18 protein-coding genes and 1 other annotated feature are annotated in these 21,989 nt (G+C 37.0%); of the genes, 4 read left to right on the top strand and 14 right to left on the bottom strand.

The window, feature by feature from the left end; genetic code table 11:
• Window positions 1-11: 11 nt before the first annotated feature.
• From AAFN87_RS12440 to spxA, 3 genes are all read right to left on the bottom strand, one after another.
• Window positions 12-1,145 (bottom strand): competence protein CoiA, encoded by a 1,134-nt coding sequence (locus tag AAFN87_RS12440; RefSeq protein ID WP_347791388.1) that lies wholly within the window; start codon window positions 1,143-1,145, stop codon window positions 12-14.
• 886 nt (window positions 1,146-2,031) lie between these two features.
• Window positions 2,032-2,682 carry an adaptor protein MecA gene (mecA, locus tag AAFN87_RS12435; protein WP_347791387.1) on the bottom strand — a complete coding sequence of 217 codons (651 nt, stop codon included), beginning with the start codon at window positions 2,680-2,682 and terminating at the stop codon, window positions 2,032-2,034.
• A gap of 444 nt (window positions 2,683-3,126) precedes the next feature.
• Window positions 3,127-3,525 (bottom strand): transcriptional regulator SpxA, encoded by a 399-nt coding sequence (gene spxA, locus AAFN87_RS12430; protein WP_347791386.1) that lies wholly within the window; start codon window positions 3,523-3,525, stop codon window positions 3,127-3,129.
• Window positions 3,526-4,038: 513 nt separating this feature from the next.
• Window positions 4,039-4,253: a binding site (T-box leader), on the top strand.
• 127 nt (window positions 4,254-4,380) lie between these two features.
• On the opposite strand from spxA, the gene trpS reads away from it, so the two are divergent.
• Window positions 4,381-5,370: a tryptophan--tRNA ligase gene (gene trpS, locus AAFN87_RS12425; RefSeq protein ID WP_347791385.1), complete on the top strand. Its 990-nt coding sequence runs from the start codon at window positions 4,381-4,383 to the stop codon at window positions 5,368-5,370.
• Window positions 5,371-5,650: 280 nt separating this feature from the next.
• Here the strand turns inward: trpS and fabF are convergent, their stop codons facing one another.
• Complete coding sequence (gene fabF / locus AAFN87_RS12420; protein WP_347791384.1) at window positions 5,651-6,886, bottom strand: beta-ketoacyl-ACP synthase II; 1,236 nt, start codon at window positions 6,884-6,886, stop codon at window positions 5,651-5,653.
• 19 nt (window positions 6,887-6,905) lie between these two features.
• Window positions 6,906-7,844: a beta-ketoacyl-ACP synthase III gene (locus AAFN87_RS12415; protein ID WP_347791383.1), complete on the bottom strand. Its 939-nt coding sequence runs from the start codon at window positions 7,842-7,844 to the stop codon at window positions 6,906-6,908.
• Window positions 7,845-8,057: 213 nt separating this feature from the next.
• On the opposite strand from AAFN87_RS12415, the gene AAFN87_RS12410 reads away from it, so the two are divergent.
• Complete coding sequence (locus AAFN87_RS12410; protein WP_347791382.1) at window positions 8,058-8,249, top strand: YjzD family protein; 192 nt, start codon at window positions 8,058-8,060, stop codon at window positions 8,247-8,249.
• 36 nt (window positions 8,250-8,285) lie between these two features.
• Here AAFN87_RS12410 and AAFN87_RS12405 read toward each other — a convergent pair whose 3' ends face one another.
• The gene (locus AAFN87_RS12405) at window positions 8,286-10,406 is read right to left on the bottom strand and encodes an ATP-dependent Clp protease ATP-binding subunit (protein WP_347791463.1); all 2,121 of its coding nucleotides are present in this window, start codon (window positions 10,404-10,406) and stop codon (window positions 8,286-8,288) included.
• A gap of 643 nt (window positions 10,407-11,049) precedes the next feature.
• On the opposite strand from AAFN87_RS12405, the gene AAFN87_RS12400 reads away from it, so the two are divergent.
• A complete protein-coding gene (locus AAFN87_RS12400) occupies window positions 11,050-11,742 on the top strand; it encodes a Crp/Fnr family transcriptional regulator (protein ID WP_347791381.1) in 693 nt (230 codons plus the stop codon).
• Between the two features lie 144 nt (window positions 11,743-11,886).
• Here AAFN87_RS12400 and AAFN87_RS12395 read toward each other — a convergent pair whose 3' ends face one another.
• Together AAFN87_RS12395 and AAFN87_RS12390 are read right to left on the bottom strand one after the other, a co-directional pair.
• Window positions 11,887-12,201 carry a metal-sulfur cluster assembly factor gene (locus AAFN87_RS12395; protein ID WP_481886473.1) on the bottom strand — a complete coding sequence of 105 codons (315 nt, stop codon included), beginning with the start codon at window positions 12,199-12,201 and terminating at the stop codon, window positions 11,887-11,889.
• A 54-nt stretch (window positions 12,202-12,255) separates the two neighbouring features.
• Window positions 12,256-13,005, bottom strand: coding sequence for a prolyl oligopeptidase family serine peptidase (locus AAFN87_RS12390; protein ID WP_347791380.1), 750 nt, complete (start codon window positions 13,003-13,005; stop codon window positions 12,256-12,258).
• A gap of 126 nt (window positions 13,006-13,131) precedes the next feature.
• Here AAFN87_RS12390 and AAFN87_RS12385 point away from each other — a divergent pair, with 126 nt between their 5' ends.
• A complete protein-coding gene (locus tag AAFN87_RS12385; protein ID WP_347791379.1) occupies window positions 13,132-13,938 on the top strand; it encodes a Cof-type HAD-IIB family hydrolase in 807 nt (268 codons plus the stop codon).
• A gap of 783 nt (window positions 13,939-14,721) precedes the next feature.
• On the opposite strand, the gene AAFN87_RS12380 is transcribed toward AAFN87_RS12385, so the two are convergent.
• The 6 genes from AAFN87_RS12380 to AAFN87_RS12355 all read right to left on the bottom strand — a co-directional run bounded on the left by AAFN87_RS12380 (window position 14,722) and on the right by AAFN87_RS12355 (window position 21,475).
• Complete coding sequence (locus tag AAFN87_RS12380) at window positions 14,722-14,859, bottom strand: hypothetical protein (RefSeq protein WP_347791378.1); 138 nt, start codon at window positions 14,857-14,859, stop codon at window positions 14,722-14,724.
• Window positions 14,860-15,473: 614 nt separating this feature from the next.
• Window positions 15,474-17,333: an oligopeptide ABC transporter substrate-binding protein gene (locus tag AAFN87_RS12375; RefSeq protein WP_347791377.1), complete on the bottom strand. Its 1,860-nt coding sequence runs from the start codon at window positions 17,331-17,333 to the stop codon at window positions 15,474-15,476.
• Between the two features lie 282 nt (window positions 17,334-17,615).
• Complete coding sequence (locus tag AAFN87_RS12370; protein WP_347791376.1) at window positions 17,616-18,521, bottom strand: ABC transporter permease; 906 nt, start codon at window positions 18,519-18,521, stop codon at window positions 17,616-17,618.
• Between the two features lie 32 nt (window positions 18,522-18,553).
• Window positions 18,554-19,516: an oligopeptide ABC transporter permease gene (gene opp4B / locus AAFN87_RS12365; RefSeq protein ID WP_347791375.1), complete on the bottom strand. Its 963-nt coding sequence runs from the start codon at window positions 19,514-19,516 to the stop codon at window positions 18,554-18,556.
• A gap of 1 nt (window position 19,517) precedes the next feature.
• On the bottom strand, window positions 19,518-20,465 hold the full coding sequence (locus AAFN87_RS12360) for an ATP-binding cassette domain-containing protein (protein ID WP_347791374.1): 948 nt from the start codon (window positions 20,463-20,465) through the stop codon (window positions 19,518-19,520).
• Complete coding sequence (locus tag AAFN87_RS12355; RefSeq protein ID WP_347791373.1) at window positions 20,465-21,475, bottom strand: ABC transporter ATP-binding protein; 1,011 nt, start codon at window positions 21,473-21,475, stop codon at window positions 20,465-20,467. The genes AAFN87_RS12360 and AAFN87_RS12355 overlap by 1 nt, the downstream gene beginning before the upstream one ends.
• Between the last annotated feature and the right edge of the window lie 514 nt (window positions 21,476-21,989).

The raw sequence follows: 21,989 nt of genomic DNA, 5'->3' as shown, positions 1-21,989 counted from the left end.
CTTCTATTTTCTCAATTATCCTGTAAAAAAGCAATATATTCTCCGTATAATTGATTGAATATTGAATTTTCATCAATTTCGGTATGAATATATTTTACGCCTATTTTTTTCAAAAATGCCACATAGCGCGAAATAAGTCGCTGGGCATTATTTGTTTCTGATAAATTGTTCCACATTAAAAACGCATGAATCACTTGGTCACTTATTTGCGTAAGCTTCATATTTGTTATATGCAAAAAATAAAATAAATTTAACTGCCATTCTGCGCTAAATAAAGGAATCGCTTCGCTTCCCAAAATTGGGATTCCTATAAAGTGCGGCAGTGCCTCTCGCGATAAACGAAGTTCATAAATGCCCCGCAAAAAAACATCATTTACTCCGCTACGGCTTAGTAATATTCTTGATTTCAAAAAGTTTTCTCGATGTATTTTATAAGTTATCCATAGTAGATTATACTCCTTTTCGGTTAATCGTTTCGGGACAAAGAAGGGAAATTGTTGGCGCTCAATCGGCAATGTTTGGACTTTACCTAACCACATACTTCCTTGAACATAATGTAAATTACTAAAGTACGTAAAGACACGCTTTTCTGAATTATACGTTAATAAATAGCGATCATTTTGATAGTGTGCGATAAATTGCTGATAAAATTCATTTAATGAAATTTTTGAAATGCCTTGTTTTCGAAACTGGTGGGGTGTTTTCACAAGCCAAAGTGGGGTAATTTGAAAGTTTTTATAACCAGCGGATCTTTCATGTATTTGCGTAGTAGGGATACGGCTACATTGAAATTCAACTGCATATTGTTTATTTTGATGTGTTACGAGTAGATCAGGCCGCTGCTTTAGCTGAGGGATATAGCTCTCAAGTGCAACAGCGTCCGTTCGTTTAGAAAAGAAAGTAAAAAGTTGTTGTTTACCTTGTAAGTGTGTGGCTGATTCACCTTCTGAAAAAGTAGTATCACAAAAATTAGTTTGCAGGTGGGCAAAGTGAGGAATCTTAACTCGTCCAATTTTCAATTGCAATTTACTCTGACATTGCGGGCAAAAAAAGCTTGTCCTTTTACGCAATTCGCTTAGTTCATTAGGACATAAATCGGCAGTTAATATTAATAACTCTCCATTCATTGTACGTGCAACTAACACACATACTCAACTCCTTTACTTCTATTGTAAAAGTAGCTGGCATCATTTTCAAAGGAAAGTTAAAAAAAGCTCCAAAGTTAATAAATCGCACTTTGCGTTAACTTTTGGTTGAAACTTATAGGGTAGCTTTCTAACAGGGTTCAGATACCTGCCCTGTCATTACATCTCGTACACTGTTTTTTTATCTAATTTTGCATGTTATCGGTTCATCACCGTAACTTGGCGTCGATCTCCGTTCCAGTTGGGCGCTTTCCGGGGGGCGTCCGATGAGCCGCTTCCCTCGCAAGCTCAGTCCAGGGTCTCATCTTGGACGCTAATCCCCCAGGAGTCGCCCAACCTCCACTCCAATCAACTCGTGCTATATTAAATAATTGGTTATCCCTGATTTTTAGTGGTAAACCATTATTTATTCAGAATTTGTAGAACATGGAACGGAGAACGGCTACTCCAGCGGGAATAGCAAATCATGTGACGAAAGCGTAGCGACAATCACATGGGCTGATGGCCCCACAGGAATGAGGTACGAGCGACGAGGAGACTGAGGCCATGCCCGCGGAAAGCGTCAGCTTGGAGTACAGTATGCCATGTATATATAACACCCCCAACTTTTGGGTAACGAATCAGTTATTTATCTAATCCACTAACAAATCAACCTTATCGCATATATTATTTACCTAAGTGCTTTGTAAACAGATAAAATTGATTTTGATTGAGTGATTCATATGTGGTTTACTATGAAAAGTGCATTCACGTCCGCTTCACACGTCACAAAATCGCACAAAAAAATCCCTAGCTCACATATAGACTAGGGATTTCAGCGTGACGACAAAGTAATAATTGACTTATTCTTCACGTAATTTTATAGATAAAAAATCAAGCTATTCATTTAAGCAAAGTATTGTATAACCGTTTCAAAACAATCTTGTGGCATTACTGGTATACCATATTCCTCAATACGGTGAATTGTTATTCTTGTAGGCTGTAAATACTCTTTTAATATCGCTAACGCATTGCGGCGCTCTCGTGCATCATTTACTGTTGTGAAATCAACCGATAAAAAGTATTCATTTTCCATTTTATATAGGGAAGATGCTGTTCCATATGCGACAATCCGTTTCGCAACAGGGATTAATTCATCTATATCTTTAAATTTAAAGCGTGCACTTAATAAAATGGATTCTTCCTCTTGTTCTTCAGAGTCAGTTGTTTCATAAATCGACTCTTCCATTTCACGTAATTGCGCTGCGACATCTCGATTTTCCTCAAAGTTTTGCATCAAGCTTTCGCCTTCCATGCCCATATTCGCACGTGTTACAATTACTTCAAGCCCTTGCTCCGATGCGTTTATATGAATCCATATCGGGCCTTCTAAATCGAAATAATCATCTGTATTAACTTCGCTGATGACATCCCAAAATAGTTCCTCACCTTTGGAACGATTATACCAAATCTCTTCACGTGAATAACCACGGTCTTCAATATCACTGTACGTGATGAACAGTTTTAATGTATTTTCATTGATACGTTCAATGTCCATTCGACCTCAACTCCCTTCACAGTCATTTGTTGAGTAAACATGTACGGGCTAATTTCTTTATCTTTCAACTTTTAAAGCTTTTTCATACATGCACTTTCAACAGTTGAACATGTCACTACAGCTGTAGAAAACAAACTATTTTCTATAACTCTATTGTATGATGTTCCGTCGTAAAATGAAAAGGAAAAACATTAACAAAATATAAATTATTTGAATATTAAAATTGTATTGTACTATAGATATGAAAACAAGACAAATTTTGCAACAAGGAAAAGGGCTGTTGCCCATTTTTCCCTTAAATAACAGATTTTACAGTTCCGCACTACAAAAACGGGGATGCAAGACATTTATTATGTAATTTAATACCCTGTTTGCTATCCCTATAAACAATAAAAAGATGCTACGGCATATAAAAGACGCAACATCTCAAGAGTCCATTATTCATTAGTTAACCATACGCTGTGCTTCTTGCAATTGGTAGGCACGTACTTTTCGTGGTAAGAAACGGCGAATTTCATCTTCATTGTAGCCAACTTGTAAACGCTTTTCATCTAAAATAATTGGTCGGCGAAGTAAGCCGGGATATTCTTGGATAAGCTCGTACAATCGTTGTAGCGGTAAATTTTCAACATCGACATTCAACTTTTGGAAAATCTTCGAACGAGTTGAAATAATTTCATCTGTGCCATCTTCTGTCATGCGCAAAATTTCTTTTATTTCACTAATTGTTAACGGTTCAGAAAAAATATTGCGTTCTGTATATGGAATCTCATGCTCCTCAAGCCATGCTTTCGCTTTTCTACATGATGTACAACTTGGAGAAGTAAATAAAGTAACTAGCATCGTAACCCTCCCTTTCCTAATAAGATCATCTATTTCATACAGAGTTATTAGTTTAGAATTAATTTAATTTAAAATCCTATGTCCATTATACACCATTTGTTTTCTTTTGAATATAGAATGTCAACAAAAAACCCCTTTCATCTATCTAATAAATATTCGATTTTTAGCTCGAAAATACAATTATTTCATCAGATTATTGAAATTGGAATTTTTTAAATACTCATTCAATAAAAGACTAGTACACCAATTTGACGTATTTTTTCTCAATTATAAAAAGGTAATCGAGAAAAAATAAGGAAACAGTTTACTTACATATACGTTTTTTCAACTAATTAGTTCCATAAGATGAAACTTCCATTAGCTTTGAAGTAAGTTTTCAGTCCTTTTTACACCGTTAGGAAAATGCTTACGCGATTATATTCCTATAAAAATCGTATCCAAAAAACGCGGTTATTATTCATGCGGAAAAATAATTTGCATTTTTGTACATGTCTATAATATAATTTAGCAAATATAAAAACGATGACGAAGAGTAGTATGTTTGATTTTGATGTGTAGAGAGTCTGTGGTTGGTGTAAACAGACCATCATGCAAACAGAATGGACTTCCGAGTTAGCTTTATGAACGGATTAGTAGTAAAGCTCGTTCACTTCACGTTACGAAGGTAAAGTGGCTCGTTGTGAGCAAGCTGGGTGGTACCGCGGATTTAAACATCATTCGTCCCATGTCGAAAACTCGACTGGACGCTTGATGTTTTTTTATTTATAAAGAAATTTTTGGAGTTGAAGGAGTGTCTAGGTATTCGTGTCTAAACGAGCGAGGATGCGCATTCCTTAATTCGAAGGAGGAAAAAGGATGACAACTATTTTTTCAGGTGTACAACCAACAGGCACGATAACAATTGGCAACTACATCGGAGCAATTAAACAGTTCCCCGCTCTTCAAGATGAAGGGCAAGCAATTTATTGCATTGTAGACCAACATGCGATAACAGTGCCACAAGACCGTCTCGAGTTACGTAATAATATTCGTAGCTTAGCTGCAATGTATATTGCAGTCGGTATTGATCCAGAAAAGTCCATTTTATTTATCCAATCTGAAGTTCCAGCACATGCGCAGGCAGGCTGGATGCTACAATGCGTTGCTTCAATCGGTGAATTAGAGCGCATGACACAATACAAAGACAAATCAGACGGTAAAGAATCTGTACTTGCTGCATTATTAACATACCCGCCATTAATGGCAGCCGATATTTTACTTTACAACACAAATATTGTACCGGTTGGGGATGACCAAAAACAGCATATTGAATTAACGCGTGATTTAGCAGAACGATTTAACAAACGCTATAATGATGTATTAACAATTCCGGATATTCAGTTACCAAAAGAAGGCGCTCGTATTAAATCATTACAAGAGCCTACGAAAAAAATGAGTAAGTCTGATCCAAATACAAAGGCGACAATTCGTTTACTTGATACAGCAAAAGAAATCGAAAAGAAAATTAAATCTGCTGTAACAGATTCTGAAGGTATTGTTAAATTTGATGTTGAAAATAAACCAGGCGTATCAAACTTACTTACAATTGAATCAGCTTTAAGTGGCACGTCCATTTCAGAATTAGAAAAAAAATATGCTGACAAAGGGTACGGCGACTTTAAAGCAGGCGTGGCAGAAGCAATCATTGCGCACTTAACACCCATTCAGGAGCGCTACTATGCATTAATCGATTCACCTGAACTAGATGATATTTTAGATGCGGGTGCTAAAAAAGCAAATGCTATTGCATCTAAGACGCTTAAGAAAATGGAGAACGCGATGGGCCTTGGCCGTAAACGACGATAAATAATACAATAAGCGAGCCAAGTGCGATATATAGCTCATATGTATGCAGTATAAAATTAAAAACGGCATGCCAGGAATAGCCTAGTGTACGGTAATTTAAATACATGATACAGTTACTTATCGACATTACACACAGCCCGTAGCTAAATAAAAACAATGCAAATCTTACGATAACACCATCCTTTCTTTACACAAATATTCAAATGTAAGCAAAAAAATGCGTCTAGGCGATAACCTAGACGCATTTTTCTTCAACTACGGTACCGCAATGACCGAGTTTCTAGTATTTTTTAAATAGTAAGCATGCGTTATGGCCGCCAAAGCCTAGCGAATTACTTAGCGCATATTCAATCGAAGCTTCGCGCGCTTCATTTGGTACGTAATCTAAATCGCATTCAGGATCTGGATCTAGTAAATTAATCGTCGGCGGTAAAATGCCCTCTTTTAACGCGAGCACCGTAAAGATCGCTTCAATACCACCTGCAGCACCTAGTAAATGTCCTGTCATCGATTTCGTTGAGCTCATCGCTAAATTATAAGCATGCTCACCGAACACTGATTTTACTGCTTGTGTTTCAAATAAATCATTATAAGGCGTACTCGTACCGTGTGCGTTAATATAACCAACTTGACTTGGCTCTACGCCACCGTCTTGTAACGCTTGTGCCATCGCACGTGCAGCTCCTTCTCCGCCTGGTGCTGGCGCTGTAATGTGATGCGCATCACCAGTTGAACCATAGCCTACTACTTCTCCGTATATTTTTGCCCCACGTGCTTTAGCATGTTCTAACTCTTCTAAAATTACGATACCCGAACCTTCTGCAATTACGAATCCGTCACGGTTAGCATCAAATGGTCGACATGCCGTTGTAATATCCTGATTTAAAGTTAAAGCTGTATTGGCACAAAAACCCGCAATTGCCATTTGAACTATTGGCGCCTCTGCACCACCAGTAATCATAACATCTGCATCACCGCGCTCAATAACTTTATAGGCATCGCCAATGGAATTTGTTCCTGAAGCACAAGCCGTTACAGAGCATGAGTTAATACCTTTTGCACCTAAATAAATCGATACTTGCCCAGAAGCCATATCAGGAATCATCATCGGTACGAAAAACGGACTAACGCGGCGAACGCCTCGCTCTTGGAATGTTACAAACTGTTGTTCAAATGTTTCCATACCACCAATACCAGAACCAATCCAAACGCCAACACGCGGCGCCATTTCTTCTGTAATTGTTAAATCTGCATCTTTAGCTGCCATCATTGAAGCCGCTAATGCGTACTGTGTAAAACGGTCCATTTTACGTGCTTCTTTGCGTTCTATAAAATCTTCAATATTAAAGTCATTTACTTGAGCGGCTACTTTTGCAGGGAACTTTTCTGCGTCTACTCGCGTTAATGGTCCTACACCAGACTTACCTGCTTTAATTGCTTCCCAAGTTTCTTCGATTGTATTACCTAAAGGTGTCACTGCGCCAATACCTGTTACAACTACTCTTCGTTTTTCCATTATGCTTACCTCTCTTTCGTTATTTCCCCCAACGGATTGCAACGGCACCCCATGTAAGGCCACCACCAAAACCTACTAATACAAGTATATCATCATCTTTAATTTTGCCTTCTTGTAAATCATCCACAAGTGAAATGCCGATTGATGCTGCAGATGTGTTACCATACTTGTGAATCGTTTTTGACATTTTTTCTTCAGGCAGCTCGAGTCTTTCACGAGCAGCTTCCATAATGCGAATATTCGCTTGATGAGGAATTAAATAATCCACGTCCTCTTTCGAATAACCCGCCTTTTCTACTACATTCATCGCAGATTCGCCCATTTGACGGACTGCAAATTTAAATACTTCACGGCCATTCATCGAAATCGTTTTCTCATCATTTAAAAGTAAATGTTTGCCACCTGTACCATCTGCGCCTAACTCAAATGATAAAATGCCTCTTCCTTCCGATACTTTTGATACGATAGCCGCACTTGCTCCATCTCCAAATAAGACAGCTGTATTGCGGTCATTCCAATCGACTACTTTCGAAAGTTTTTCAACACCTACTACTAATATATATTCATAACTATTACTTTCAACAAATTGCTTTGCTGTTACCAGCCCATAAATAAATCCAGCACATGCAGCTGAAATATCCATCGCCGCAGCATTTTTTGCACCCATGCGCTCTTGAATTTGACAAGCTACACTTGGAAACGCTCTATCAGGAGTAACCGTAGCAACTAAAATCAAACCGATTTGTTCTGCCTCAATTCCCGCTGATTTGATCGCTTCCATAGCCGCATTATATGCCATATCGGATGTTTCTTCTGTTTTTTCAGCAATTCGACGCTCTTCAATACCCGTTCGTGTTCGGATCCACTCATCATTTGTATCTAAAATTTTTTCCATATCCACATTTGTCATAATTTTTTCAGGTACATATTTTCCAATTCCAATTATGCCTGCATTCATAAAACATCCCCCTTTGCAGTTACCACTTATTATTAGCACTTGGTCATAATTATAGCTAACAATTTTTCTGATAGCAACTAATAATTTCCCCCTACGTTTGGTCACTAAATGTTTGAAAAGAACATTTTTCTTTTTATTCAACGTATGATATGATATTAAGGATGTAATATTAAATAAAGAAGCAATTATTAAGTCTTATATGAGGTGAAACTGATGCAATATATCATGACATTCTTTTGGTCATTCCTACTAGTTTCAATGTTAAACTATGTAGTAAGCTCTGTAATTGACGTACCATTTAACTTCGCTGACGGTGCTATCGTTTCTGTAGCATTCAGTGTACTAGTGTTAATTATTGCTGCAATTATTCCGAACGAACCAGTTGCAGACACTGACCATCACTAATAAAAAAAAGGTTGTCCATTACCGGACAACCTTTTTTTATTTTTTCTCAACATGTAAGGTATTATTCATTAGTGACACGTTTAATGTATCCCCCGGTAATACGTCTCCTCGCAATAATGCTTTTGCCACAGCTGTTTCAACATGACGCTGTACGAAACGTTTTAATGGACGTGCACCGAATTGTATATCGACACCTTGCTCAACAATCCAATCGATCACTTCATCTGATACGACTATTTCAATCTCCTGCTCAGCTACACGCTTTTGCAGCTGTTGAACATATTTCCAAGCAATCGCATGGAAATGCTCGTCTGATAATGCGTGGAATAGTATTATATCGTCAACACGGTTTAATAACTCTGGCTTGAAATGCTGACGTAGTGCTGCCATAACTTGCTGCTCTGCCCCTTCAGTCTCCTCTAATAAATAGCTCGAGCCAATATTTGACGTCATAATGACAACAGTATTACTAAAGTTCACTATTCTTCCTTGGCTATCTGTAATGCGTCCATCATCTAATACTTGCAGTAAAATATTCGAGACATCCGGATGTGCTTTTTCAATTTCATCAAGTAATACTACTGAGTACGGATTTCGACGCACAGCTTCCGTTAGCTGACCACCTTCCTCATAGCCGATATAACCAGGTGGTGCACCGACAAGTCGCGATACGCTATGTTTTTCCATATATTCACTCATATCAATACGAATAAAATGTTCCTCCGAGTCAAATAACTGTGCAGCAAGTGCTTTTGCGAGCTCAGTTTTACCGACACCTGTAGGACCAAGGAATAAAAACGAACCAATTGGCTTAGTTGGATCTTTTATACCTGAACGAGCACGCCATACTGCCTCAGTCACAAGAGTAACGGCATCGTCTTGTCCGACAACACGCTCATGCAATGTGTCTTTTAAACGTAGTAATTTTTCGCGCTCGCCTTCCACAAGCTTTGTTACTGGAATACCAGTCCAACGAGAAACGATAGACGCAATTTCATCGGATGTTACTTCTTCACGTAAAATTCGCGACTCTTCATCACTAAGTGCTGCCTCTAATGTAGTGAGCTCTTTTTCTAATGCTGGAATTTTTCCGTGACGTAACTCAGCCGCTTTATTTAAGTCGTATTTACTTTCTGCTTCCTCTAAATCACGACGGTATTTATCTAGTTGCTCTCGTTTTTTCTGAATCGATTGCAGCCCTTCTTTTTCTGCTTCCCACTGTTTTTGCATACCGTTAAAAGATTCTTTTAATTGATCAATTTCACCGCGTAATATTTCAAGTCGTTTTTTACTCGCTTCATCTTTTTCTTTTCGCAACGCCTGCTCTTCAATTTCAAGCTGCATTAAACGTCGTTTCACTATATCTAATTCTTGTGGCATCGAGTCGATTTCCGTACGAATCATAGCACATGCCTCGTCAATTAAATCAATCGCTTTATCTGGCAAGAAACGTTCTGTAATATAGCGGTTCGATAACTCAGCAGCTGCAATAATAGCACGGTCATGAATGCGTACCCCATGATGCAGTTCAAAGCGCTCCTTTAATCCACGTAAAATGGAAACCGTATCTTCAATCGATGGCTCACGCACTAATACTTGCTGGAAACGGCGCTCAAGTGCAGGATCTTTCTCGATATACATACGGTATTCATCTAATGTTGTCGCACCAATACAATGCAGCTCACCGCGCGCAAGCATCGGCTTTAACATGTTCCCTGCATCCATCGCACCATCTGTTTTCCCTGCACCAACAATTGTGTGGATTTCATCAATAAATAAAATAATGCGCCCTTCTGATTCCTTTACTTGCTTTAATACGCCTTTTAAACGCTCTTCAAATTGACCACGATAGCTTGCACCTGCAATTAGCGCACTCATATCTAGCTCGTAAAGCAAGGCATCCTTTAAGCCTTCTGGTACATCTTTCCGCACAATACGTTGGGCCAAACCTTCCACAATAGCTGTTTTACCGACACCAGGTTCACCGATTAACACTGGGTTATTTTTTGTTTTTCTCGTTAAAATACGAATGACATTACGGATTTCTTCATCTCGACCGATGACAGGGTCCATTTTGCCGTTTTTAACTTCTTCAATTAAATTTCGTCCAAATTGTTCTAAAGGCGGACGGTTATCTTCTGTTTGTTTAAATTGCATCATATATCCCTCCAAAAAGTTTGACCTTTACTGACTAATTTGATTATAAAATGTTCCTTCATAAAATGCAAAAAAAGACGCGACCCATTTTCTTTATATAAAGGTTTGATTCAATCATTCGCGAAGTGCTCGTGCCAGTACTTTTTACATGAGCCTTTAAAAAGAGTGTAGTCTCAATCTCCAAGTTCATACTCTTGTTACCGAAAAAGATTTGCTACTGTCGCTGCACTTGCGACGTAGAAATGATATGCTTTTTGCAGTACGTATGAAGCATGGCTTATTTATCTAATTTCATGTGGTATTTATCTAATATTGTAAGTTATTTACCTAATTTGATACGATATTTATCTATTATTGTAAGTTATTTACCTAATCCGCTAATAATCAGCATATCAGTAACGCCTTTCAAACGAGAAATCGATGTTGAGCGAGCTTACTATCGGATTTTATTCGAAAAACTACATTCATGATCCCCTAATTGCCACTGTCTCCACAGTTGAAATCAAGTAAATTTCAAGGTCAGCTATTTTTTCAGCTCCTTCAACTAAAATATTATATTTTCCCTATACATACTGTGATATTATTAAACAAGCGAAAACCCATGTTATTTATTTACATTTTTACAATGGATGTGAATTCAATTATGACTTTAGCAAAAATACCAACGAAAATTCATGAATTATTTATAGAGCATGGGTTAGTTATTAAAGTTGAAAAAGGATGCCAGCTCTTTCAGGAAGGCGAGCGAGCAGAAGATATATTCCTCATTCAAAGTGGCATCATTCAACTTAGTAAAGAAACTGAAAACGGCAAAGAGTTAACATTACGAATTTGCAGCACAAATGGCATGATTGGTGAAGGCTCACCGTTTTGCAATTTACATTATCATGTAGCAACTGCGAAAGCATTGGAACATACTACATTACTTGCACTGCAATACCGCTCTTTTGAGTTATTATTAACCGAACATCCTGCTTTAATGTTAGATTATTTAAATTGGCTGCAAATAGAAAATATGAAAAATCAGAGTCGTTTACGCGATTTAATGCTACATGGAAAAAAAGGAGCTTTGTTTTCAACTTTGATACGTTTAGCGAATACATACGGGGAGATGCGTGAGGATGGGGCAATTTTCATCAATTTTGCCTTAACAAATACCGAAATAGCAAACCTTTGTGCCACAAGTCGTGAAATGATTAATCGTATGCTAAATGACTTAAAAAAACACAATATTATTTCATTTGACAAAAGCTATATTACGATTTTAGATTTCCATTATTTAAAAGATGAAATCAACTGCGAAAACTGCCCGATTAGTATTTGTCGCATTGATTGAAGGCGAGAAAAAGTATGTCTCTGGTAAAACACGATAAGTCGCCGGTAAATCTCCAGAAGTCGTGAAATCACCTCATGCAGTCAAGTTAACCAAATTTCTACTCCATACAAAAAACCCGTTGCATTCACAACGGGTTTTTATCTTTTAGCGGATACCTAAAGCCATTTTCGCATAACGAGACATATTGTCTTTTGACCATGCTGGTGTCCACACGATATTTACTTCTGTTTCTTTTACTTCAGGAAGCTCACCTAAAGCTGTTTTCACTTGGTCAACAATTACTGGTCCAAGTGGGCAGCCCATTGACGTTAAAGTCATTGTAACTGTCGCTAATCCGGCTTCATCTAAATCTACATCATATACTAAACCTAAGTTTACAATATCAATACCTAACTCAGGGTCAATTACATTTTCTAAAGCTCCAAACATGCTATCTTTCATATCTTGATCGATTGCCATAAAAGTATTCCCCTTTCACAAGATGTTAATTGTAATAATAGCAGAACAATGCGCTTATGCCAAATGTTGTACAAGCCAGTCCGTTACCGCAAGCATACCTTCTCTCGATACTACATGACCCGCTTTTTCATCTACTATATAGGTAGAGCAAGAGTTTTCACCATGTTCTTCAAAATAAGGGTGAGTCATCGCAAATGGTACAACTGTATCTTGCTTGCCATGCCAAAACATAATTGGCACACTGTTTAATATATTTTGCTTGTCTTCTAAATCATACTGTTTAAGCATCGAGAAAATATCATTACGCTCTTTTTCCGTCATCGGAAAATCCAACCCATCTTTTTCAAATTGCTCAAGCTGATATTGCGCAAACTTTGTATAACTTACTGTGCCCATACAAATACCAGCAGTTTTTACCCAATCATATATTTTTAAACAGCCGGATGTAACGATTCCCCCCATTGAAGTACCAGCAAGACCAATATTATTTGTCGTTAGTATGTTTTTTAAGTGTAGTTCTTGAAAAATCGTATTTACTTCTGCGACTGTTTTTATGACTATTTTCCAAAAAGCTAGCTCCATTTGCATATCACTATAATTTTCTTTACGTTCTCCGTGTAAATATGTATCTGGCAAAATGACGCGTACACCTTTTTCAGCGAGCTGATAAGCGTAATGTAGATTATGCTCCTTAGCACTATTAAACCCGTGAATGAATATAACTACCGGACTTTCGGAAGTCATTTGCTCATTATAAACATGTAATAATGGAATGCGCTTCCACACTTCTTTTTGTACAATCACTCTTTTCACCACCTAAAATTTGTCTCTAAATTAGAGTAACAAAAAATTAATGTAGTTACAAAATTTTGACTTGCTATACTACTTAACGATAAAATTAACAACGTAAAGAAAGGGGGATTTCCCAATATGAAACAACATTTAATCGTCTTAGATTTAGACGGTACATTACTAACAGACCAGCAAAAAATTTCTCCTTATACAAAAGAAACTTTATTAAAAGCAAAAGCTGCCGGACACGCTGTCATGATAGCTACTGGTAGACCTTACCGCGCAAGTGATATATACTACCGTGAGCTCGGACTAACAACACCGATCGTGAATTTTAACGGTGCGTTCGTTCACCATCCGAAAGATAGCTCTTGGACACCGTTACATTCACCCATTTCAATGAGCGTCGTTCACGATGTTGTCGATTCAGTAGATAAATACCATTACGAAAATTTAATAGCAGAAGTCATTGATGACGTTTACCTTCATACTGATGATGAGCGCATGTTAAATATTTTGAGCATGGGCAATCCGCGTGTGACAACAGGTAACTTAAAACTTAATTTACTCGATGATCCAACTAGCTTATTAATTCAAGCGACCGATGCGAATGTACCGATTATTCGCCAGCATTTAGAAGCTGTGCATGCAGAACTAATCGAGCATCGTCGTTGGGGCTCACCATTCAACGTCGTAGAAATCGTCCGTAAAGGCTTAAATAAAGCTGTCGGTATTTCGCATATTGCGCACGAAATGCAAATCCCACGCGACCGCATTATTGCTTTTGGTGATGAAGATAATGATTTAGAAATGCTTGATTATGCAGGAATTGGTGTCGCGATGAATAACGGTATTGATGAGCTTAAAAAAGTGGCAAATGAAATTACCCTTTCTAACAACGAAGACGGTATCGGCAAATTCCTTGCAGAGCGGTTGAAGTTATAATTATTATCGAATAGTAATAATATGTCCTTACACCTAAGGCGAAATATACAAGCCCATAACAATCTCATGTCAATTGAATTACTACACCAATATTTTACGTAGTAAACCGTTATGGGCTATACACATCTTTTCATATCAGAACGAGCAAAATAGAGACATTACTTGAACTAGACAATAAAAGGTCTGTTGAATTAATTCCACTGGTGTTAGATAGTTCAGAGTTCCTTGAATCCGAAGTTTATTGAATCAATGTACGCAAATATTCAAGTTCCAAGCTCTGTTAGTGAATCCTTTTATATTCCTCTAACATCGCTTCAGCCACAGCGTTATCAAAGGGCTTCCCTGCATACTCAAATATTTCTTGACAGTAACTGCACGAAATTTACCATCTTAAAATAGCATCACAAGTTTAAATTCTGTTGTAAATGTCCGACATTGACGCTTCATCCTAGCATGTTACTTAAATAAATAGTTTAATCCTAAAGCAATTCTTTTCTGTTACTTTGGTTACCTTCGCTAGGAAACAAAAGAGTGAACGATCTTCTTAACCAAACACTTTAAGTTTTAATATCATCCCTTCACAGTAACTTTATGAAGTTAAAAATAATCAAATACTTTCTCTAATCAATGATCCCTATTAAATATCGTTGAATGTCATTCAGTATAAATCCTTGCGATTAATAATAATTATTCAAAACAAAAACTCCTTATAAGATTGACAGATTTTATTTATCCTCTGTCTACCTAATAAGGAGCAAAACAATAATTTAAATAATCATTGCTTTAGTTATTATTTTCATAACAGGGTTGACCAGAAGTACCACATCCTTGCCACAAACCACCTGCAGATGCTCCGCTAGGTACTACAAAGAATGCAGCAAGACATAAAGTAGCTACAACAATTTTAATATTTTTTTTCATGCTATGCTCCCCCCTCTCTTACTAATATATGTATATATTAACATATAAAGGATGTTATTGGAAGTTTAAATTACCAAATATTCGGATTTTTGAGACTTGGTATTTTGTGAAATGAATTTCTTATCTCACCTGGAACATTGCGATCGAAATCATACCACTCAACTTTTTCAGGCTAAACTACCATAAGTTTTCTTATTTATAGCCCCGACGTGTTATGGAATTCTATCAATAGGAAGTTGGTTTGGAAAATTTTTATAAATTGTTTTGTTTTTACGTATACGGATTCTCAATAATATATAAAACAGCACCCGCTAATAGAAAAGTGGATTGATTTTTTGGGATGATACGTATAACTTTGTTCATCTTATTACTTCTTTAGAAATGTAAGAAATAACGCGAAACAATTGGTCATTCGGAATTGGATAAGATGTTTTTTGGATGTGGTCAAACAAATGGGTGTAACTAATTGCATTTAAAATAAAAAATATATAGCAACTGAAATTAGTTAAATTAATAATCTTTCGATTTTTACGTAAATACACAAAATTCCAAAAACCTCCTTCTCACTAAAAGCAAGAAGGAGGTTTTCATATACTGATTACCCGAATTAAATATTATTTAATTGGCGCTTCAGCAGTTAATTCAACATTTTCAAGGTTATCAAACGTTGACTTACCGTATTCAATAGTCCAATTTTTAACACGTTTGTTTACTGGTACAAGTTCTAAACGGTACATCATTGGGATGACTGGCGCTACTTCTGCCATATGTTTTTCGAAAGCAGCGAACTGTTCTGCACGGTAACCTGCATCAAACGATTTATTAGAATCGATGTTCTTTAAAATTGTTTGGAAATCCTCAGAAGTATAACGAGCAAAGTTGTATGCAGCATTATGCGCATATGTGCCTGATGGAGATGGGTTAGAACCTACACCCCATGCAGCCATGTAAATATCGATATTTGGATCGTCAGCTTCTACTTTATCATAGAATGAGTTGAACTCAATTGTACGACCATCAGTATAGCTTACATTTAAACCAACGTCTTTCCAGTTTTGTAACCAGTAAGCAGCAATTTGTTCTGCAACGTCGTCACCAGACATTGTAGCGAATTTGATTTCGAATGGTTTACCTTCTTTATCTTCACGGATACCATCACCATCAACATCTTTATAGCCAGCTTCTTCTAATAAAGCCTTCGCTTTTTCTGGATCATATTTAAATCCTTCTAAGCTTGAATCATGGAATGATGAGAATGCTGGAGGAATAATTCCAGTAGCACGTGTACGTAACCCATCATAGAATACTTCTGTTACTTCTTCTACGTTCAAAGCATATCCCATTGCATGACGTAATTTAACGTCACCCATTTTTGAACCTTCAATATTAGTAGCTACTTCTTTCGTAGTAGTATCCCATTTACCTAGTTTAAACCCTAAATAGTTATAGTAAAGCTCAGGACGTGCTAAAAGATCCATATTTGTTAAGTGTTTGATTTCAGCGTATTTAGATGAGCCGAACATAGCTACAGTGTCATATTCACCAGATTCTAAAGCTTTTGCAATAGAAGTTGATGGTACTACTTTCATGATAACGCCATCTAATTTCGGCTTACCTTTCCAGTAATGTTCATTAGCTTTAAATTGTACAGATTCACCTGGTACTACTTTGTCGATTACGAAAGCAGCAAGAGAAAGTGGGTTTTTACGAACCGCATCATGTTCAATTAAATCTGCTACAGGAACTTCACCAAGAACATGGCTTGGCTCAGCATAAGACAAGAGACCATCTCCACCTGAGAATAAACCAGGAGAAACCGTTTTTAAGTGTAACTCTAAAGTTGTTTCGTCAATTTTGATAAGACCAGCAATAGTGTCGGCTGTGCCATCGTGATACTCTTCAGCACCAATAATGTTACGGAATTGTGAGTTATAACGTACACCCGTATAATCAGCATGACCGATAATGTTGTAAGGTAACATTAAGTCTTCAATTTTTAAAGGCTCACCGTCAGACCATTTAATGCCTTCACGGATTTTGATTGTTACGATATTTGGCTCATCAGTACCTTCAGTTGCTTGTTTTGTTAATTCCATCGAAGCGATACCTGTGTCAGTTAATAAGAAGTCACCATCAGCATCAAAAATTGATGTGTTAGCATATGCCATTATTTCTGCATCAAAGCCATCTTCATAAAGGGCATATGAGAAGATTCCTTGGAAAGGCTCTTCTTTTTGTAGCGCTACCATTAAAGTACCGCCATTAATAGCAGTTCCTTCATTTGTAACTTCAAGACCTAATTCTTGATCGCCTACTGGTACCGCCACTTTTGCTTCAGTTTTTGTGCCACTGTCTTTTTCGCCAGCGTCAACAGTACCTTCTTTACTTGTTTCTTCTTTATCTCCGTTACAAGCAGCTAATACTAATAGAACTGCAAATAACATCGCAAGAAGAGACCAACGTTGTTTTTTCATTGTTTTTCCTCCCTTTTTCTTCTTAAGCTAGAAAATTGTACCTAAAAAACTAGCTATCTTTATAAATAACATATTCCCTATTAAATGGCAAATATGATGGTACCAAATTCAATAAATTATTCTAGTAAATCACAAAATAATTAATATTCAGTTATTTTAGCGCATAACTTAAGGGCTGGTAAATCCTTTTTTAAACATATTTTAATTGTATGCTCTAAATCTAGCAATTTGAACTTATTTTAGGAGGATTAGTGCGCATGCACTAATCCTCTCAAACTACTATTATCCTAAACGTTGGCGTGCATCCGCAGAACGGCGTAATGCTTGACCAACATAGTTAATACATAACATTAAGAATAAAATTAACAATGCTGCAGGTAACCATGCCCACCAATAATTTTCAATTACTAATGGCGATCTCGAGTTACTAACAAGCATACCTAAAGAAGGTGTTTCTGGTGGTAACCCATAGCCTAAGAAAGTTAAACCAGTTTCAATGCCTATGTTTCCGGCAAAATTTAACGTTAGCTCTACAATTAAAATCGAGCTTATATTCGGCATTACTTCTTTTAGAAGAATGACAAAATCATTCGTACCGAGTGTTTTCGAAGCATTGACATAATCGCGTCTACTTTCAGATAAAGATTTTGAACGAACAAGACGCGCTGTACCAGTCCATAGGAAAACACTTACAATCGCAATAAACGCCCAAGCATTATACTTCGGGATAACTGTTATTACTACAATAATTAGCATTGTAGATGGAATTGTAATGAAAAAGTCGATAATACGCATGAACAGATTATCAATCCAGCCACCAAAATAACCACACACAAGGCCGACAAAAATACCGAATGCTCCGGTAATTACTGTAACAACGATTGCGATCAATAATGAATTTTTCGCACCAATGATTAGCTGACCGAAGACATCACGACCACCTACATCTGCACCTAACCAATAATCTGCACCTGGAGGAGCAAATTTACCACGTAAAGAAATTTTCATTGCCTCTTCTTGATCGATAAAGAAATACGCAGCAATGAATATACTTACAATGGTAATAACCAACGCTACTAATGAGAACATGGCCACTTTATCTTTTTTAAACTCACGCCAAACAACTTGCATACCTGTCGGCGGAGAGCTTACTACTTCTTGTTTTTCTTTGTTATCTTGTTGAACCATTTCAATCACCTCTCCTTAACATTTAGTATGGTCTATTCAATCCTAATGCGTGGGTCAACAATACTCATAATAATATCGGATAATAGACTACCTAATAATGCTAAGAAGCCAAATAACATTACAAGCGTTGTAATGACACTATAATCGCGAGATGCAATAGATGAAATGAACAGCGACCCCATGCCTGGGTAGCCGAAAATTGTTTCGATAAATACCGAACCACCTAGTAAACCCGTGATAGTAAAACCGATGAACGCTGCAATTGGTAATAATGAGTTACGGAAAATATGCTTTGAGTATACTTTACGTGTTGGCACACCTTTAGAACGAGCTGTTCTTACATAATCCATCGTTTGCGCATCAATTATTTCTGTACGTAAATATTGAATAATACCTACAGTACCAAGCAATGCAGCCGTAATAGCCGGCAATAGCATATGATAAATTTTACTCATAAAATAACTGAATGTTCCCGGATCGAATCTTACATCAACCGAGCCAGTTGTCGGGAACCAATGCAATTTGAAACCAAAAGTATAAAGTAAAAATAATGCTAAAACGAATGTAGGAATCGCATAACTAACAAAACTATACAGCACGACTCCCCGGTCAAACCACGAATTTTCATAACGTCCTGCAAAAACCCCTAGTGGAATTGCAATCCCATACAGGAGAATAACAGTTAGTAACGATAGCCAGAACGTATTTAATGCTCGTTCACCGATTAATGTCGTTACTTTTACTTTATACGTATAACTATTACCAAGTTCTCCTTGAGCGACATTGCCTATCCAGCGAACATATTGTTCATACCAAGGATCATTTAAGCCTGCTTTTTCACGTAATTCTTCAACACGAGCAGGATCTGTTTCCGGTGTAATCTTCCCTGTGAACGGATCTCCCGGCATAAATTTTGCTAAAACGAAAATTAATAAACTAAGTACAAATAATTGTGGAATCATAACCACCATACGTCGTAATATCGTTTTCCACATATTAGTTGCCTCCCTTCAATTCTGAAGTGGCTGCTACAAGATGCGTATCGGAAATTGGCACTAAGTCAAATACACGGCCGTTTTCATCGAAGTATTTTTTATGTTCATCTTGATAGTGGCGTTCTACTTCGATTCGCTCACGCTTACGCAAGTCACGTCCAATTGGTGTTACTTCTGGAATCGCCGATAATAAACGTTTCGTATAAATATGTTGCGGGTTTTCATAAATATCTTGCTTCGAACCAGACTCTACAAAACGCCCTTTATACATAATCGATATAACATCGCACATATGCTTCACTACACCAAGGTCATGTGAGATAAATAAATAGCTTAAGCCATATTCCTCTTGAATGTCTTTCATAAAGTTTAACACTTGTGCTTGAACAGATAAATCCAGTGCTGAAACTGGCTCATCAGCAATAATTAACTTCGGATTTGTAGCAATTGCACGCGCAATCCCTAAACGTTGCTTTTGGCCACCTGAGAATTCATGTGGATATTTTAGCTTTGCATCGTCTGGCATACCAACAATTGCGAGTAGCTCACTAATTTTACGGCTTTCTTCTTGTGGTGTTAGCTTTAAGAAGTTACGAATTGGTTCTGCTAAAATATCTTGTACACGTTTTCTTGGGTTTAAGCTCGAATTGGCGTCTTGGAAAATCATTTGGATATCACGATTATATGATGAAGTTCGGTCACGACGTTTATTCGTTACGTTTTCTCCTTCATAAATGATCGAACCAGAAGTGATTTTTTCCAAACCGATAATCGATTTACCTGTTGTCGATTTACCACAACCAGATTCACCTACTAAACCGTATGCTTTCCCTTTTTCAAACTCAAGAGAAATGCCGTCTACTGCATATACATTGTCAACTACTGTATTAAAAAATCCACCGCGAATTGGGTAATGGACTTTCAAATCGTTAATTTGCATAAAGCTCATTATGAACGTCCTCCTTCTTCGCCTTTAAAATGAAACTCTTTATAGCATGTACATCTTACAAAATGACCCGGTGCTACTTCATGGAGGGCTGGATTTGCCTCGTGTGCACTTGCTGGAATCCACGAAATACGTGGAGAGAATCGACAACCTTGGCGAGGTAATTTTAATAAAGAAGGGACTATTCCTTCAATTACATTTAACTTTTCCCCACTTGAGTTCATTTGAGGGATAGAGTTAAACAATGACTTTGTATACGGATGTTGCGGATTCGTAAATAATTCCTCAGCCGATGCTTCTTCGATAATTTGACCCGCATACATAACAGCTACTCGGTCAGCTACTTCAGCTACTACACCTAAATCGTGCGTAATTAAAATAATTCCTGCGCCAGTTTCCGCTTGTAAATCTTTCAGTAGGTCTAGAATTTGCGCTTGAATTGTTACGTCAAGAGCTGTTGTTGGCTCGTCGGCAATTATAATTTGTGGCTTACAAGAAATCGCAATGGCAATAATAACACGCTGACGCATACCACCAGATAGTTGGTGTGGGAATTGTCTCGCAATACGTGGAGGGTTTGGAATCCCTACTTGTGCTAATAACTCTAGCACGCGTTCTGCACGCTGCGCTTTCGTAAAATTCGTGTGATAAATCAAGCCTTCTTCAATTTGCTCTCCAATACGCATTAACGGATTTAGTGCAGAAAGAGGATCTTGGAAAATCATTCCGATATCTAATCCACGGACTTCATTAAACTGATCCTCAGTCATTGTCGCTAAATTTTTGTTTTTAAATAAAATCTCGCCTTGAACACGTGTTTTTTTGTGATCGTGAAGACCAATAATTGAAGTGGCTAACGTACTTTTACCACAACCAGATTCTCCAACAATCGCAAGAATTTCATTTTTTCTTAGCGTAAGTGAAACACCGTCTACTGCATCGAAGTACGAATCTCTAATTCGAAAACCTGTATGCAAATCTTTAATGACTAAAAGCTCTTCTGACGTTTTCAAATTCTTTCTCCTTTCAAGCAACCGGTTGAGAATATTATGAAAATTTAATTTATAAAAAATCCAGTGATTCTACTAAAACCGCTTCCTATTTCTATTATTTAATACATTAAATAGATAACTGCTCAAATTATACTATTTATAAATAATTGAAGTCAATATATTCATTTCTAATTATTCTAATATAACAAAATTTTAAGACTAATCTAATATTTTTACAAGTTATTTTCGCTATTCCTACTTTAATACTCTAAAGCGCTAGTTTATGCATATAATTCTTTTAAAAAACTAGACACTCTTTACGCAATATCGATATACATATTATGTCAAAAAAGATATTTTATTGAATATCGATTGTATAAAAATCCGAAATTTTATGTACACTACTCGTGCATTATTCGACAAATAATCTATTAACCTATATCAAATAACCTATATAAAATATTTTATATAACACCACCTTGCAAAAAGTTATGTGTAGTAATCTCTTTTTTACCGATGTTAATTATCAGAAAAT

Origin of the sequence: Solibacillus sp. CAU 1738 (genome assembly GCF_039888725.1) — a bacterium.
Classification (GTDB): Bacteria; Bacillota; Bacilli; order Bacillales_A; family Planococcaceae; genus Metasolibacillus.
This window is presented reverse-complemented; position numbering and strand designations above follow the sequence as displayed.